The organism is Rhodococcus sp. 4CII, from assembly GCF_014256275.1.
Lineage (GTDB): Bacteria > Actinomycetota > Actinomycetes > Mycobacteriales > Mycobacteriaceae > Rhodococcus_F > Rhodococcus_F wratislaviensis_A.
In genome coordinates this window covers 1,933,374-1,949,504 of record NZ_JACCFE010000002.1, presented here as the reverse complement: position 1 = coordinate 1,949,504, position 16,131 = coordinate 1,933,374, and the positions used below count along the sequence as shown (strand labels likewise).

The following is a 16,131-nucleotide window of genomic DNA, read 5'->3' as shown; positions in this document are numbered from 1 at the left end:
GCCGATCAGCCCGCGTGGATGTCGATCGCCCTGTGCAAGCCCTTCGCCGTCCCGCCGCAAATCCGAATATACACCTACCTTGACGATCGTCACAAGAGCGCTATAAAGTTCGATCATCGACTTCGATGAAAGGCGGTTCGAGAGAGATGGCAGAAGTGACGATCGAGCGGACGGTGGAGTGGTATGACACCGATGCTGCTGGCCACCAACATCATTCGTGCATCGTGCGGTTCGTAGAAGCCGCTGAGGCGACGCTGCTGCGCGAGCACGATCTGGCGTGGCTTTTCGGGCAGACCCCCCGCGTCCGCCACGAGATCAACTACCGGTCGCGGCTGTGGTTCGGCGAAACCGTCACAGTGACCCTGAAGGTCGCACGCCTGGGTAACACCTCTCTCACCTACATCTTCGAGGTCCGAGGCAAGGAGGGCGTCGCAGCAGAGGGAACTCTCATCGTCGCCCACGCCACACCCGAGTCGCCGACATCGACGCCGTGGCCGCAACCCGTAATCGACGCATTCGGCACGATCGGTGCCCAGGAAGCAGTGGTGACCCAGTGACCAGTCAAGAAACAACAGTGCGTTCAGCGCGCGTAGCCGACGGCCTGCCGTCATTGAAGATCGCGGTCATCGGAGGCGGACCGGGCGGGCTGTACTTCGCCGCTCTCGCCAAGCAACTCGACCCGCGACGGGAGATCACGGTATTCGAACGCAACGCAGCCGATACCACCTTCGGCTTCGGCGTCGTCTTCTCCGACGAGACCCTCGACGGAATCACCGCGGCCGATCCGTCGATCTTCGCGGAAATGGAATCACAATTCGCCCGGTGGTCCGATATCGACATCCACTACCGCGGTGAGGTGCTCACCTCCGGCGGGCACGGCTTCGCCGCCATCGAGCGACGGACCCTCCTCAACATCCTGCAAAACCGTTGTGCTCAGCTCGGTATCGACGTGCGCTACGAAACCGTTGCTCCGCCTGCGGAGGAGCTTGCGGTCACCCACGACCTCGTAGTGGCGGCCGACGGAGTCAACTCCGTCACCCGCAAGTCGCGGCCCGACTCATATCGTCCCGACCTCGACGTCCGGAACTGCCGCTACATGTGGCTGGCCACCGACAAGATCTTCGACGCGTTCACCTTCATCGTCGCCGAGACCCAGTTCGGGCCGATCCAGGTGCACGCCTACCCGTTCAGCAGCGAACGCAGCACCTTCATCGTCGAAATGAACGAGAAGACCTGGCGCAACGCAGGGTTCGATATCTTCGCTGCGGAAGAAATTGCCCTCGGGCAGAGCGACACGAAGAGTGTCGAGTTGTGCGCCGGCCTGCTCAGCGAGCACCTCGAGGGACACCAACTGCTGACCAACAACTCCCGCTGGATCCAGTTCACCACGGTCCGCAACATGTCCTGGCGCGACGGCAACATCGTCCTGCTCGGCGATGCCGCCCACACCGCGCACTTCTCCATCGGCTCGGGAACCAAGCTCGCCATGGAGGACTCCCTTGCCCTCGCGGCGAGCCTTACCGTCGACGACCGAGATGTCGACCAGGCCCTGCTCCGCTACGAGCAGGAACGCCGCCCGGTCGTCGAATCCACCCAGCGCGCGGCGCAAGCGAGCCTGGAATGGTTCGAGTCGATCGAGCACTCCGTCGGTCAGGAACCGCCGCAGTTCGGCTTCAACCTGCTCACCCGCAGCCGCCGCGTCACCTACGACAACCTGCGTGACCGCGATCCGGCATACATCGACGCCCTCAACGACTGGTACCACCGCGCGCAGGCGTGGGAAGCCACCGAGCAGGCGCCCCGCCCGATGTTCGAGCCCTACCGGATCGCGAACACGCGGCTGAAGAACCGCATCGTCGCTGCTCCCGTGACCACCTACTCCGCCGCGGACGGGATGGTCGGCGACGCCGAACTCGTCCGTCTGGGGGGCGCGGCACTCGGCGGAGCCGGCCTGGTGATGACCGGCATGACCGCCGTCAGCCCTGCCGGACGCGTCACCCCCTCGTGCGCCGGGCTGTACACCCCCGAACAGGTCTTCGCCTACCGCCGGATCACCAATCTGGTCCACAACCAGACCACCGCGGCCATCGGCGTCCAGCTCAATCATTCCGGACGCAAGGGCGCGACCACCGTCCCCACCGCCGGAACCCTCGGTACTTCCCTCGGCGACAACGGCTGGGAGACCGTCGGCCCGTCCGCGATCGCGTTCGGTGACCTCCCCGCTCCGCGCGAGCTCGACCCTTCCGAGCTGAACGGCATCGCCGAGGACTTCGCGCGGGCCGCACGGGCCGCCGACACCGCCGGATTCGATGTCCTCGAAATTCAGGCCGGGCACGGATTCTTGCTCTCGACCTTCCTCTCGCCCCTGACGAACCAGCGCACCGACGACTTCGGCGGAAGCCTGCGCAACCGCCTCCGCTTCCCGTTGCAGGTCATCGACGCCGTCCGGGCGACCTGGCCGAAGGGCAAGGCGCTGCTCGTGCGTATCTCGGCTGTCGACTGGCACCCGGGTGGCACCACCGTCGACGATGCCGTCGCGATCGCGCGGGCCTTCGCCGAGCACGGGGTCGACGCCATCGACGTCTCCAGCGGTGAAGTGGTGGCCGAGGAACGCCCCGAGTACGGCCGCGGCTACCAGACCCCCTTTGCCGAGCGCATCCGCGCCGATGTCGGCATCCCCACCGTCGCGGTCGGCGCCATCTCCTCCGACGACGACGCCAACTCGGTCCTTCTTGCAGGTCGCGCCGACCTCATCGCGATCGGCCGGGCGCACCTGCACGACCCGGCCTGGACCTTGCACGCCGCCGCCGAAATCGGATACCGCGGAACAGGTGGACAATGGCCGGCCCTCTACGCCGCAGGATCGGCGAAGCCGACCTCAGCCGGACGAGCGCGGCCCCAGCTGGCCCTGTACGGCGAAACGCCGCAAGACATCCACCAGCGGTGGCGTCCGGTCGTCGGCGCCGCGACGGAGGCGGCGCGCTAATGGACACCTTCCCGCGTTTCACCGCGGCCGCCGTGCAGGCCTCCCCGGTGTATCTCGATCCCGCAGCGACAGTCGACAAAGCGGTCGGCCTCATCCACGAGGCCGCCGCGGCGGGGGCCGCGCTGATTGCCTTCCCCGAGGTCTTCGTTCCGGGCTATCCGTACTGGAACTGGACGATGAACCCGGTCAAGGGAGGAGAGTGGTTCGAGCGGCTGTACAAGGCCGCGATCGACATTCCCGGCCCCCATCTGGACACCCTGCGTGCGGCGGCGGCGGCCACCAAGACGACCGTCGTGATCGGTGTCAACGAACGCGGCCGGCACAGCCTCGGAGTCCTGTACAACAGCGTCGTTACCATCGGACCGGACGGCTCTGTCATCGCCGTCCACCGCAAACTCGTGCCGACCTGGGCGGAGAAGCTGACCTGGACGAACGGGGACGGCTCCACACTGCGCGTGCACCAAACGGAGGTCGGCCCGCTCGGAGTCCTCGCGTGCGGCGAAAACACCAACACACTCGCCCGTTTCGCGCTGCTGGCGCAGGGAGAGCTGGTGCACGTCGCCAACTACATCTCCCTCCCCGTCGCACCCAAGGACTACGACATGGCCGACGCGATCGCCATCCGTACCGCGGCCCATGCCTTCGAGGGGAAATTGTTCTCGGTGGTCTCGTGCTCCACCGTTTCCCAGGAGATCATCGACCTGGTGGCCGGGGACGACGAGGAAGCGGCGCAGATGCTGCGGCGCGAGCGCAGCGCCTTGTCGGGCATCTTCGGCCCCGACGGACGCCCGGTCTCCGAACCCCTCGTCGACAAGGAAGGTATCGTCTACGGCGAGATCGACCTGTCACGATGCATCGCTCCGAAGCAGATGCACGACATCATCGGTCACTACAACCGCTTCGACATCTTCTCCCTCAACGTCAACACCGCACCGTTGCAGCCACTCACCTTCAACGGTGCGGGAGGACTACCGCCGGAGCCCGAAGGCGTCCTGATCGGCCCCTGGGGCGAGGACGAGATCCCGGGGAGGTAGCCCCCGCCGCATAGCTTGGGATTTCCGTTTTCGGATTCCTGTGCCGGGCAGCTCCGGAACCAAGTTATGGGGACGGGTGCGGTATCGGGTTGCGCTCCCTCTCCACGTGCGGTCCTATCCCAGCTCTGCTGTGCCTTGGCCTCGGGGAATTCGGTCCTGCATGCACCTGGTGCATCAGGCCAACGGCAAACTTTCTTCGCGAGAACCTGGGGCAGCTACGATGGAATAGGTAGAGATCGTGACGATCGTCCCGGCGTCGCTATTTCGACTGGAAGGCTAGGATGGCGATGAACCCGACATCAGCTGCGGCCCGAGCTGAACTGCCCATCGACCGGTTCGAGCAGGTTCACACAATCGATCTCGACCAGGCCCGATCGGTGGTCGGTTCCGCCTTCTGTCCGCACACCCTCGAACCCACAGGTGCCGGAGGAATAGTGCCTGTGCGGTTTCACTCGGCCACCGCCGGAACAATCGGCGTGCACTACCTCGATTACGGGACCGGTATGTGTATTCGGCCGAGCGATCTCGACGACTTCTACCTCATCCAGATCCCCCTTTCCGGGGTAGCTGAAATCAGCTGGAACTCGGAAACATTCGAGTCGACGACAACTGTCGCATCGATTCTGCAACCGGGGGGATCGGTAACCATGGACTGGCACGAGGGGAACCGACAGCTGATCGTTCGAGTCGATCGTCAGAGCCTGGAGCGGCAAGTACAGGAAGCGCTCGGGGCACCGCTGCGTCAGCCCTTGCGCTTCGACATTCAAATGGAGCTGGACCGACCGGGTATCCGCTCATGGCGTCGCCTGCTCGAGCTTTTGCTGAGCGAAATGGAAGACGGCGGATCGCTTCCGAGCGAGCCGATCGTCATGAAGGAGTTCGAGCGACTGCTGCTCAGTCAGCTCATCGTCGCGCAGCCCAACAACTACACAGAAGCGCTGCAGCGGCCAGTGCCAACGGCACCTCGAACTATCCGCCGCGCGGTCGAAATCCTTGAACACCACGCTGACGAAGTGCTCTCCGTCGAGGACATCGCAACCGCCGCGGGCATCAGCGTGCGGGCCCTCCAGGACGGTTTCCGGAAGTACTACGGCACTTCCCCGATGGGGTACCTGCGCGAGGTGCGTCTGAATGCCGTCCGCACGTGGCTGCTTCGAGCCGATCCGTCGACGACGACCGTCTCCGATGCAGCCGCTAGGTGTGGATTCCTACATCTCGGACGGTTCTCGGTGCAGTATCGAGAGAAATTTGGCGAGTCGCCATCGACAACGCTCCGACGATGAGGGTCGCGGCTCCGACGTGCCCGTTCTGTCCCTCTCGGCGAAGGGCCTGACCGGGGAAATCGCGGCGCACTTCGACGACGTCTTCCCCCGTAAGCGGGAAGGTGCACCCAGTGCACACGTGTCTGATTCATCTGCTGCGCAACACGTTCCGTCGTGCGTCGCGACAGTACCGGGACGAGATGTCGCAGGACTTGCGTCCGATCTCTCCCCAAACACTGATCCGTGAATCTTTCGGCGCACACCCGGTCCTTCGGGTCCGGGATAGCCGATCTGGTGTTGTCGGACCGTGGAGCTAGTGTCTGGGTCATGGCGGGGAGGGTGGTGAAGCGGGCGTTCAAGTACCGCTTCTATCCGACTGCGGTGCAGGCGGAACAGCTTGCTCGGACATTCGGGTGCACCCGGTATGTCAACAATCGGGCGTGGGCGGAGCGCTCGCGTGCCTGGGCGCAGGAGCAGCGGCGGGTGACCTACTGCGACACCTCGAAGATGCTCACCGGATGGAAACGGGACCCCGAGACCGCGTGGTTGTCGCAGCCGTCGAAGGGACCGCTGCAGGAGTCGCTGCGGCAGTTGCAGGGCGCGTTCGACAGGTTCTGGCGCAAACAGACCCGCTACCGGCAATTCAAGAGGAAGGGGCAGTCGAAGGATTCGGCGACCTACTGTTCGAACTGCTTCAGCTACCGCGGCGGGCAGCTCCGGTTGGCCGAGCAGTCCGAACCGGCTGGACATTCGGTGGTCGAGGCCGCTGCCGGAGGGGCCGTGCCGTCGCAGGTGACGGTGTCGCGTAATGCTCGCGGTCGGTACCACGTCTCGATCCTCGTCGAGGACACGATTCCCGAACTCGAACCGACCGATCGGACGTGCGATGCGGCGTCGTCCACGACCGGGATGTGAACGCGGCGAGAAACATTTTGGCGGTCGGACTGACGGTGGCAGCCTGCGGAGACGGTGTGAGACCGCCCCGCACCTAAGGTGTGGGGCGGCAACTGTCGGTGAAACAGGAACCTCGAGACGCGAGTCTCGAGGGGAACTCGGTCGTTCACGGCCGAGAGGACGTCAAATAGATCGGGCTAGACCTTCACAAGTACGGCAAATACTTTTCGGCCTGTGGGTCCACGGGGTGTTCACCGCGGGGTGTTGCGGGTGGGGGTCTCCGCAGGGAGGGCGCCGCGGCGAATGTCGCCGGGGGCGGCCTTGGCTGACGGGTAGGAGGCGCGGGCGGCAGAGTCCAGCAGCCAGGGCACACTGATGACCATCACTCCAGGGGTGAACAGCAACCGGCCCTTCAGACGCAGCGCGCTCTGGTTGTGCAGCAGGTGTTCCCACCAGTGTCCGACGACGTATTCGGGGATGTAGATGGTGATCACCTCGCGGGGACTGTCCCGGTGAATGGTCTTGATGTAGTTGACGATCGGCCGGGTGACCTCCCGGTAGGGGGAGGCGAGCACCTTCAGCGGCATCGGGAGGTCGTGTGTGGACCATTCCTGTTGCAGCCGGAGAGTGTCGTCGCTCTGCACGGTCACCGCCTCTAGGGTGGTGGGCCTGGTGGCGCGGGCGTAGGCGAGGGCACGGGCGGCCGGTTTGTGCAGCTGGGAGATCAACACGATGGCGTGCACCTGGGCGGGCAGGTCGAAGCTGTCCTCGTCGAGGACGAGTGCGGCGGCGACCCCGTCGTAGTGCCGGCGGATAGCTTTCATCACGACGAACAGGATCGGCATCGCGATGACCACCAGGTAGGCGCCCTGGGTGAACTTGGTGACGGTCACGATGATCAGCACCAGCCCGGTCAGGGCGCAGCCGAGCCCGTTGACGGCCCGCCGCACCCGGATGCGGTGCCGCTCGGCGCGGTCCGGTTCGGCGCGCAGCAGGCGGTTCCAGTGCCGGACCATGCCGGCCTGGCTGAGGGTGAAGGAGGTGAACACCCCGAGGATGTAGCTGGATCAGGTGGGTGACCGAGGCATCGAAAATGACGATCAGGGCGCCGGCGGCCAACGCGAGCAGCACGATCCCGTTGCTGAACGCCAACCGGTCCCCGCGGGTGTTGAGTTGCCGCGGTAGGTAGCGGTCCCGGGCGAGGATGGAGGCGAGCAACGGAAACCCGTTGTAGGCGGTGTTCGCGGCCAGGATCAGGATCAGCACGGTAGCGGCCTGGATGTAGAAGAATCCGACATTGGTGCTGCTCCCAAACACGGCGGCCGCGATCTGCGCGATCACGGTGCGCTGCGGATCGGTGTCACAGTTCCCGGAAAAGCCCACCAGATCACACGTGTTTTCGGCGATGCGGACCTTGCTGATGATGGCCAGGGCGGTGATGCCGGAGAACATCACGATCGCGGTGGCGCCCATCGCGACCAACGTTTTGGCGGCGTTGGCGCTCTTGGGTTTCCGGAACGCCGGCACCCCGTTGGAGATGGCTTCGACCCCGGTCAGTGCGGTACACCCGGAGGAGAACGCCCGCAACGCGAAGAACACCAGCGCCAGCCCGGTGATCCCGGCATGTTCGGGGGTAATCGAATACCCGGCGCTCTCGGCGACCGGGGCGTCCCCGATCAACACCCGAATCAGGCCGGTGACGATCAGGACCAGGACACCGGTGATGAACCCGTACGTCGGAATGGCGAAGGTTTTGCCGGATTCGCGCACCCCGCGCAGATTCATCGCCGTCAGCACGACCACGAAGCCGACCGCCAGCACGACCCGGTGCGGATTGAGCGAGGGCACCGCGGAGATCAGGTTGTCGACGCCGGCGGCCACCGACACCGCCACGGTCATCACGTAGTCGACGAGCAGGGCGGCGGCCACCGTCAACCCGGCGGAGGGTCCGAGGTTGCGCTGCGCGACCTCATACGATCCGCCGCCGCTGGGGTAGGCGAACACCACCTGCCGGTAGGACAGCACCACTACCGTCAGCAGCACCACCACCGCGGCTCCGAGGTACGGGGTGAGATACAGGTACGCCAGCCCGCCGAGCGAGAGCACCAGCAGAATCTCCTGGGTCGCGTACGCGACCGAGGACAGCGGGTCGGAGGCGAAGATCGGTAGCGCCAGCCGCTTGGACAGCAACTGGTCCCCGAGATGTTCACTGCGCAGCGCACGCCCGAGGATCAGGCGCCGCGCCGCGGATACGGCTTTGGACACCGCCGAAGCGTACGGCCTGACAACCTCACAAATCGGGCGCCGTGCGTCAAGATTCCGCTAAGAAATGGCCGGTTGGAATCGAATCTGACGCTGGGCCGGAACCCGACGGCACGGCAACCGCCGCTGGCGGATGATGACGAGGTCAAGGACCCCGACCCCGACCGTGACGGCGAGCACCGCGACACCGAGCACATGTGGGGAGAGCTGCGGATCTATCTCGGCGCCGCACCCGGCTCGGGTTAGACCTTCGCGATGCTCGGTGAGGCGCACCGGCGTCGGGAACGGGGCACCGACGGTGGTCGCGGTCGCGGTCGCGGTCGCGGTCGCGGTCGCGGCCCGACGGCGGCGCAGCTCGGCGACCTGGAACTGATACTGGTCAGCGCATTCCGAGGATTCGGCGGACGGGACCGCGTTTGCGTTTCTTCTCGATCGTCGTCGCCAGGCCGATGCGACGGCCGGTGAGCGGATCGGTGGCGGGGGTACCGCCGAACCCGGCTTCGGACGCGGTCTCGGGCGCTGCGTCGCGGGTGTCGGTGAGGTACTTGTCGGGGAGTGAGAGTTTCGCGATGGTGCGCCACGACTTCCAGTACTGCACTGCGAGTGGGCCGGTCGTGTATGGCAGGTCGTATTTGTCGCACAGCTGTTTCACGCGGATCGAGATCTCCCGGTAACGGTTGGAGGGCAGGTCCGGGAAGATGTGGTGCTCGATCTGATAGCTGAGGTTGCCGGTCATGAAGTCCATGACGGGGCCGCCCGAGATGTTCGCGGAGCCGAGCATCTGCCGCAGGTACCACTGGGCGTGCGTCTCGTTGTCGACGTCGGCCTTGGTGAACTTCTCGGCGCCGTCCGGGAAGTGACCGCAGAAGATCACGGCGTTGGTCCACAGGTTGCGGACGAGGTTGGCGGCCGCGTTCGCCTTGACCGTGGATTTCCAGGCTTTGCCGGTCAGTGCCGGGTACACGACATAGTCCTTGAGGGTCTGCTTGCCGAGTTTTGCGAGCACTTCCTTGCCGCGCCTCTTGGTGAGTTCGCGGTCGTCGCGGCCCCGGGTCACTTTGCCCAGCTCGAGCAATTGGATGGCGAGGCCGTACTGGAACAGCGCGGCGAGGATCGCGTTGTAGGCGAGGTTGCCGAGGTAGAACGGCTTCCAGCGCTGGTCACGGGTCACGCGGAGCAGGCCGAAGCCAATGTCGTCGTCCATGCCGAGGACGTTGGTGTATTTGTGGTGCGCGTAGTTGTGGGTGATCTTCCAGTGCGCCGACGGATCGGCGTTGTCCCATTCCCAGTTCACGGAGTGCACTTCGGGGTCGTTCATCCAGTCCCATTGCCCGTGCATCACGTTGTGCCCGAGCTCCATGTTCTCGATGATCTTCGACAACGAGAGCATCCCGGTGCCCAACACCCATAGTGAGCGCTTGCGGGAGCCGAAGAGCACCGCGCGGCCGCCGAGTTCCAGGCCGCGTTGCAGCCGGACGGTGTTGCGGAGGTACCGGGCGTCGCGTGCACCGCGGGATTCCTCGATGTCTCGACGGATCGCATCCAGGTCGCGGCCGATGGCCTCGACGTCGGCGTCCGTCAGGTGCGCGTATTCCTTGATGTCTGATATCGCCATGCACCTACGGTACCGTAAGTTACGGTGTCGTAGGTTACGGGCGAGTAGCTTATGACGCGAATCACTTCGACTGGTGCGCAGCGAGTTTCGAATTCGAAGCTGCACGGCACGTGCCGGATACCACATCGCCGGTAGCTCTCCTTCGGGGGTAGGTCACTGGAGGGTTGTTGGCACGCGGTCGGGGTTGAAGCGGGGGAGGGCGGTGCAGAGGGCGGACAGGTCGTTGCCGCTACGAAGGACGGTGCCGTCGGGCCGGATGACGGCAGCGCGCGCGTGTCCGCGGCGTAGCCAGCGATGCAGGTCGGTGCCGGGTCGAGCTAGCAGGACTGCGCCACCACGTTGTGCGATGTCGGTGCGTTGTTTCGGGGTCGGGGAGATGGCGGTGACAATCGCGAACCGGCCCGCGACGACCTCGTCGAATCGGCGACCCTGGCCGAGGTCCGGATTCGGGATCAGGCGGCCCGCTCGGCTTCTGCGTAGTCGAGGTCGTTCCACCAGAGTGGAGCGGTGAAGGGCCGGGGTCTCGCCGTCCATGACCTTGTCGCCGAGACCTGGGAGGCGGTGCAGAAGCGGTATGACGATGCGACGGACGAGGTTGCCGAGTTCGCCACCCTCGGTCATGGCCATTCCGATGAATTTGGCCCGCCGGATCAATGCGAGCGCGTGGGGCTTGCGTTCGATCTCATAGGTGTCGAGTGCGCTTTCGGGCAAACCCCAGGTGAGCACGCCCGCAAGCTTCCAGGCGAGGTTCATCGCGTCGCGGATCCCCGCACCCATCCCCTGTCCGATGAACGGCGGTGTGAGATGGGCGGCGTCGCCGAGCAGGAACACGCGCCCGTCGCGCCATCGGTCCGCGATTCGAGCTCGAAAGGTGTACTCGGCGACGCGGACAAGCTCGAGGTCGTCGACCGGCGTGTTCCGTGTCCAGGGCGCGATGAGGGGATGCAATCGAGCCATGTCGCGATAGTCCTCGGCGGTCTCACCGGGTTGGAGCCGGAACTCCCAGCGGTAGCGAGTGTGTCCGATCCGCATGTACGTTGCCGCGCGCACGGGATCGCACACCTGGTGCGCGCCCTCCCACTCGCCGAGGTCCGCGGTGATCTCGACGTCGACGACCAGCCACCGTTGATCGAACTCCAGGTCCCGCATCGTTGCCTGAATGTGGTCTCGAACTGAGCTGTTGGCGCCGTCGCAGCCCAAGACGTATCGGGTCCGCACCGATTCGTGTGCACCGGTGCTTCGGTCGGTGAAGTCGACGCGAACGCCGGTGGGGTCGTCGACCAGCCCGGTCACTTCCACGCCGCCGCGAAGCGAGGCCCTCGGGTGCCGTTCCAGATTGGTCCGCAGGATCTCCTCGAACGCCGGCTGGTCGAACATGTTGGCCTCGGGGTAACCATGGACGCCCGGACCGGGATCTCGGTGGAACTCGGTGAGAACTCGCATGTTCCGGTCGAGAAGCCGCAACCCGAGGCACGGCCGGGAGATCGCCGCGAACTCCTCAGCGATCCCGAGGTGCGCCACGATCCGGTGAATCTCTCCGTCGAGGTGGACCGCCCGCGGCTGGGCATAGACGCCCTCCCAGCGCTCGAATATCAGGCACTCGACACCGTACTGCGCCAGCAACGTGGCGGCGGTCAGCCCGGTGGGACCGGCACCGACGATGACGACTGGGACAACCCGCTCGCTCATCGGATCGATCCGAACAGGACTACGAGGTAGGCCACGATCAATAGGCCGACGACAACGGCGGGCGTCATCTCACGTCTTCCGTCACCGTTGCGTACGTGCGTAACGACGGCACCCACCATCAGGAGCAGCAGCCCGACGCCGGCCGCGGCGCCGAGCGCCGGCACAAGTCCGCCGATCAGGAGTCCGCCGGCACCGGCGACCTCGAGCACGCCGATGCCCCGATACGTGCTGACGGACACGCCGACGTGGGCGGCCCGTTCCCGCATCGGCGAGGTCGCCGCGAGCTTGCCGCCGCCGAGCAGAAGGTAGAAGACTGCGAGGCAGAGTGCCAGAACCAGTGTTGCGGTGGTCATTTGCGCACCGTTACCTTCCAATTGATCGCATATCGGTTGAGGATCGCCGTGATCGCCGGTTCGCTGGCAGATCCGTCGATCTCGACAGTGGAAAGGATCGCACCGTCCTCGACGGACGCCTGGATGTCGGCGATGCCTGCGATGGCGGCGAGGGCATGTTCGAGCTCGCGCCGTGTCGCGTCGGCGCGCAGTGCGAGCTTGTAGGGCTTGCCGACCGCGGTGACGGGCAACGCCGGGAGGATGGTCACCGACTTGGGTGCAGCGGCCCGTTCGGGAACACGCTCGCCCGCCCAGGCTTGTAGCTCGTGATCGGTGATGGCGGCCTCGGTGGCAACGGTGACGTAGGCGACGGGCACTTCGCCGGCGTAGGCGTCCGGGCGTCCCACCGCGCTGACCGCGGTGACCTGCGGATGTGCCAGTAGGGCGTCTTCGATCACCGCGGGATCGATGTTGTGCCCGCCCCGGATGATGATGTCCTTCGCGCGTCCGGCCAGGTAGATGAAACCGTCGCTGTCGATGCGCGCCAGGTCGCCGGTGTCGAGCCAACCGTCGACCAGGGTGCCCATGCCGTCGAGAACGTGTCCGTGTTCGTCGTGGGCGGCGACATAACCGGCGAACACCGTCGGACCGCTGATCGCCAGCACCCCGGTCGCTCCGGTGGGCAGGTCTTCCCAGATGCCGTCTTCGCGGACTCGAACCACTTTGACCTGTTGATAGGGCATCCGTAGCCCAACCGAGCCCGGTCGTGGCGCGTCGGGAAAGCTGCGTGCGCTCGCGCAGGTCGCTTCCGTCAGGCCGTAGCCTTCGAGTAGGGGCACTCTGGTGTGTTTCTGAAACTTCTCGTTGACCGCAGTCGGTAGCGGTGACGCTCCCACCATGGCGAATCGCAGACTGCTGATATCGGCATCGACGGGGCGCTGTGCGAGGGCCGCGTACACGGTGGGCACCGCGCTCATCGACACGATGCGGTAGTGCTCGACGATTTTCCAGAATTCGCTCGACAGTATCGGGTCGCGGTAGCCGAGCGGCCCGGCCCACACCACCTTCTGACCCTTCAGCAGCGGCGCCAACAGCGTCACCATCAGCGCATTGACATGGGACAGCGGCAGGGCGGCGAACACGACGGAGTCCGAGTTCCCCAACGAGTTCGCGGCCAGCATCCAGGCGTTGGCGACCTCGTTGTCGTGGGTGTGGGCGGCCAGCTTCGGAACACCGGTGGTGCCCCCGGTGTGAAACAGCGCGGCCACGTCGCACCCGCGGGGGGGATCACCGACGAAGTCGGAGGGGTCGATCTCGGCCGACAGCGCACCGAGATAGCCGATCCGCACTCCGTCGATCTCGGGCAGGTCCGCAGGCGCGCCGGCGGCGCCGGTGGGCCGCAAGACCAGCACGGCGTCCACCCGCCCGCTCACGGCAACCTCGAGCGCGGCGGCCCAGGTGTCGGGCGCCAGCTCCGGTCCGGCCGCCACGAGGACCCGGGCACCGGAGCGGCGCAACAGTTCGGCGATGTGCTGCTGCGATTGCGCGGCGTTGACGGGAGCTGCGACGCCGGCAAGCTGTGCGGCGAGAGTCGCGGGGATCAACTCGGCGCAGTTGGGCGCCATCAGGGCGACCGTGTCCCGGCGCCGCACGCCCAGACGGTGGAGCAGGTTCGCGTAGCGGTGCACATCGTCGAGTAGTTCGGAAAAGCTGCGTTGCAACGGTTCCCGCCACCGTGCACCGTCCGGTAGGACGGTGAGCGCGAGGCGATCCGGCCACATGCGGGCCGACCGGGTGAGCAACGCATAGGTAGACTCCGGAAGCCCCCGATCGCGCAGCGGCACGGCCTCGATCGTCGTCAGATCCGTGGGCGCCGCGTAACGCGGCCACAGCAGGTCGGTGGTCATCGCGCGTACCTCACCACCGTGCGCTGGCGCCCCAGGTCGATGGTGCCGTCGTCTGTGAAGACGGTGGCTTCGATGAGGTCGCCGTCCTGCAGATAGTTCGAATTCTTGGCCTGGCCCGCGAAGAAGAGCTTCCATTTGACCGTCGGCGGTAGCAGGGCGGAGAGGATTGCGATCGGCTTCGGGGGCGCGCTCAGCGCCGTACCGACCGGTGTTCCGGTCAGCAGCAAGTCCCCGGCACCGAGGCGTTGGAACCGGGTCAGCGCCTGCAGCGTCTCGACCGGCTGATAGATCATGTCGGCAACGGTCATGTTCTGGCGCGGCTCACCGTTGACCCACAGCCGCAGCCGCAGGTCGGTGAACCGCTTCAGTTCGTCGCCGTCCAGCAGGACGAGCGCGGGGCCGACCGGCGTGAACGTCGGGTATGACTTGGCCTCGTAGAACTGCGTTTTGGGAAGCTGGACGTCGCGCGCGGAGATGTCGTTGGTGACGACCAGGCCGGCCACGTAATCGGCAAGAGTGTCTGCGGTGATCGCCGTTCCGACCGGGATGTCGCGGGCGAGGACGAGCCCGATCTCCACCTCGTAGTCCAGGAGCCGGACATGGGCGGGACGGATCACGTCGTCGGTGGGGCCGCTGATCGACCCGGAGGCCTTTCGGAAGAAGGTCAACGGAACGGTGTCGGGGTTCATCCCGGCGTCCTCGACGTGCGAGGCGAAGTTCGTCATCTGTGCGACCACTCGGCAGGGGGTGGTGACCGGGGAGAGCAACGCGAGGGTCTCGACGGGAACGGTGCCCTCGCTGGACGCCGCCGCCTCGACGGCGGATCGGTCGGCCAGCAGGTGGGCGGTGGTGGTGGCCTCGGTGTCTACCCGTGCGGCACCGGTGGGTGTGACGACCCACCAGGCGTCGACGGTGCGGAGGACGGAGATGGTCATGAGCTGGCAACTTTCAGAAGGCCGCGGAGGCGGTGGAGGTCGAATTCGTTGTCGGCGCGCAGCGCGTGGACGATCGCGCGCAGTTCCTGAAGTGATTCCCGGCCGGGGTTCAATCCGAGGAAGTCTTTGGTGGCGGGCGGCCCCCACTGGGCCAGTCCCGATGCGGTCATCGGTGCCCATCCCGCGTCGAGCGTGTTGTCGAAGAGATCGCCGTCGCTGAAGTGCTCGACCATGAATCCGTCAGGGTCGCGCCAGTAGTCGAAGATCTGGCTGCCCTGGATGTGTCGGCCGATGCCCCAGGATCGGCGGTAGCCCCGGTCGAGCAGGTACTCGCCGCCGGCGGCGAGGCAGTCGAGGTCGGCGACCTGATAGGCCGAATGCACATAGCGGTTCGCCGGGCCGAGCACCATCGCGAGGGTGTGATGGTCGGTGGGGGTGGCGCCCCGGTCGCAGCGGATGAAGCTCATGATCGGGCCCCGGGCCCGTTGCCCGGGGTAGTAGAGGAAATCGCTGACGATCAGTCCGAGGTGCTCGAGGTACCAGTCGAGCGTTTCGCGGTACGTCGTCGTCTGGAGCACGAGGTGACCGAGCCGTTGCACCGTGGCCGGTGCGCGGGGTGGCCGCTGGGTGGCGTTGACCCGCCCGACGTCGTGTCCGACATTGAGGGGGAGCGGAGCGGGGGCGGGAAGCGCCGGCAACTCGAACGTGTCGGACACGACGCGCACGCCCAGAGCGCTGGGATCGGTGAGATCGACGGTGATCCCGCCGAGACTCTCCGGCAGCGGCACGACCGCACCGCCGACCGCGTCCGCCAGTCGCAGCACGTCGGTCGCGTCGGCCGCCCGGAAGGCGGGACCGACGAACCGCGACCGCGGTCCTCGGCGGATGAGCACGCAGGGCGAACCGGGGTCTGTTCCGCGCAATTGCAGTTCGTGGGCGGTGCGCAGCGCCGTCGCAAAACCGAAGGCATGGGCGAACGCCTCCGCCCGCTCGAGGTCGGGCTTCTCGAACTCCAGCCACGCGAGGTCGTCGACCTTGATGATCGGCTCCGCGGCCCGCCCCCCGTGCTCACCCCTCAGCGCGCCCTGCTCACTGTGCAGACCGGTATGCGGGTCATGGTGGTCGCTCATTGACCACTCCTCTCAAGTAACTGACGATATCCTCACTCATGACCTTATCGGCAGTCAAGGGTTTTTGAGGAATTCGTCACTTTTG

At 66.0% G+C, this 16,131-nt stretch carries 10 protein-coding genes and 3 pseudogenes; 6 read left to right on the top strand and 7 right to left on the bottom strand.

The window, feature by feature from the left end:
- The first annotated feature begins 125 nt into the window (after nt 1-125).
- The 5 genes and pseudogenes from H0B43_RS09810 to H0B43_RS09790 all read left to right on the top strand — a co-directional run.
- Entirely contained in the window at nt 126-557 is a 432-nt protein-coding gene (locus tag H0B43_RS09810; RefSeq protein WP_312037614.1) for a thioesterase family protein, read from the top strand.
- Nucleotides 558-574: 17 nt separating this feature from the next.
- A complete protein-coding gene (locus H0B43_RS09805) occupies nt 575-2,986 on the top strand; it encodes an FAD-dependent monooxygenase (RefSeq protein WP_312033842.1) in 2,412 nt (803 codons plus the stop codon).
- Nucleotides 2,986-4,020 (top strand): carbon-nitrogen hydrolase family protein, encoded by a 1,035-nt coding sequence (locus H0B43_RS09800; protein ID WP_185728096.1) that lies wholly within the window; start codon nt 2,986-2,988, stop codon nt 4,018-4,020. The genes H0B43_RS09805 and H0B43_RS09800 overlap by 1 nt, the downstream gene beginning before the upstream one ends.
- A 281-nt stretch (nt 4,021-4,301) precedes the next feature.
- A complete protein-coding gene (locus H0B43_RS09795; RefSeq protein WP_185728097.1) occupies nt 4,302-5,303 on the top strand; it encodes an AraC family transcriptional regulator in 1,002 nt (333 codons plus the stop codon).
- 306 nt (nt 5,304-5,609) lie between these two features.
- Nucleotides 5,610-6,194, top strand: a pseudogene (locus H0B43_RS09790) (RNA-guided endonuclease InsQ/TnpB family protein); the annotation flags it as partial.
- A gap of 233 nt (nt 6,195-6,427) precedes the next feature.
- Here the strand turns inward: H0B43_RS09790 and H0B43_RS09785 are convergent.
- Nucleotides 6,428-8,441 (bottom strand): annotated as a pseudogene (locus H0B43_RS09785) (APC family permease).
- Nucleotides 8,442-8,633: 192 nt separating this feature from the next.
- Between H0B43_RS09785 and H0B43_RS43095 the strand changes: the two are divergent.
- A pseudogene (locus tag H0B43_RS43095) lies at nt 8,634-8,849 on the top strand (hypothetical protein); the annotation flags it as partial.
- On the opposite strand, the gene H0B43_RS09775 reads toward H0B43_RS43095, so the two are convergent.
- From H0B43_RS09775 to H0B43_RS09750, 6 genes are all read right to left on the bottom strand, one after another.
- On the bottom strand, nt 8,818-10,053 hold the full coding sequence (locus tag H0B43_RS09775; RefSeq protein WP_185728099.1) for a fatty acid desaturase: 1,236 nt from the start codon (nt 10,051-10,053) through the stop codon (nt 8,818-8,820). The pseudogene H0B43_RS43095 and the gene H0B43_RS09775 sit on opposite strands and share 32 nt — an antisense overlap.
- A 153-nt stretch (nt 10,054-10,206) precedes the next feature.
- Entirely contained in the window at nt 10,207-11,742 is a 1,536-nt protein-coding gene (locus H0B43_RS09770) for a bifunctional 3-(3-hydroxy-phenyl)propionate/3-hydroxycinnamic acid hydroxylase (protein WP_185728100.1), read from the bottom strand.
- On the bottom strand, nt 11,739-12,095 hold the full coding sequence (locus tag H0B43_RS09765; RefSeq protein ID WP_185728101.1) for a DoxX family protein: 357 nt from the start codon (nt 12,093-12,095) through the stop codon (nt 11,739-11,741). The genes H0B43_RS09770 and H0B43_RS09765 overlap by 4 nt, the downstream gene beginning before the upstream one ends.
- Nucleotides 12,092-13,981, bottom strand: a complete 1,890-nt coding sequence (locus H0B43_RS09760) for an acyl-CoA synthetase (RefSeq protein ID WP_185728102.1) — start codon at nt 13,979-13,981, stop codon at nt 12,092-12,094. The genes H0B43_RS09765 and H0B43_RS09760 overlap by 4 nt, the downstream gene beginning before the upstream one ends.
- On the bottom strand, nt 13,978-14,916 hold the full coding sequence (locus tag H0B43_RS09755; RefSeq protein ID WP_185728103.1) for a fumarylacetoacetate hydrolase family protein: 939 nt from the start codon (nt 14,914-14,916) through the stop codon (nt 13,978-13,980). The genes H0B43_RS09760 and H0B43_RS09755 overlap by 4 nt, the downstream gene beginning before the upstream one ends.
- Nucleotides 14,913-16,046: a VOC family protein gene (locus H0B43_RS09750; protein WP_185728104.1), complete on the bottom strand. Its 1,134-nt coding sequence runs from the start codon at nt 16,044-16,046 to the stop codon at nt 14,913-14,915. The genes H0B43_RS09755 and H0B43_RS09750 overlap by 4 nt, the downstream gene beginning before the upstream one ends.
- Nucleotides 16,047-16,131: the final 85 nt, after the last annotated feature.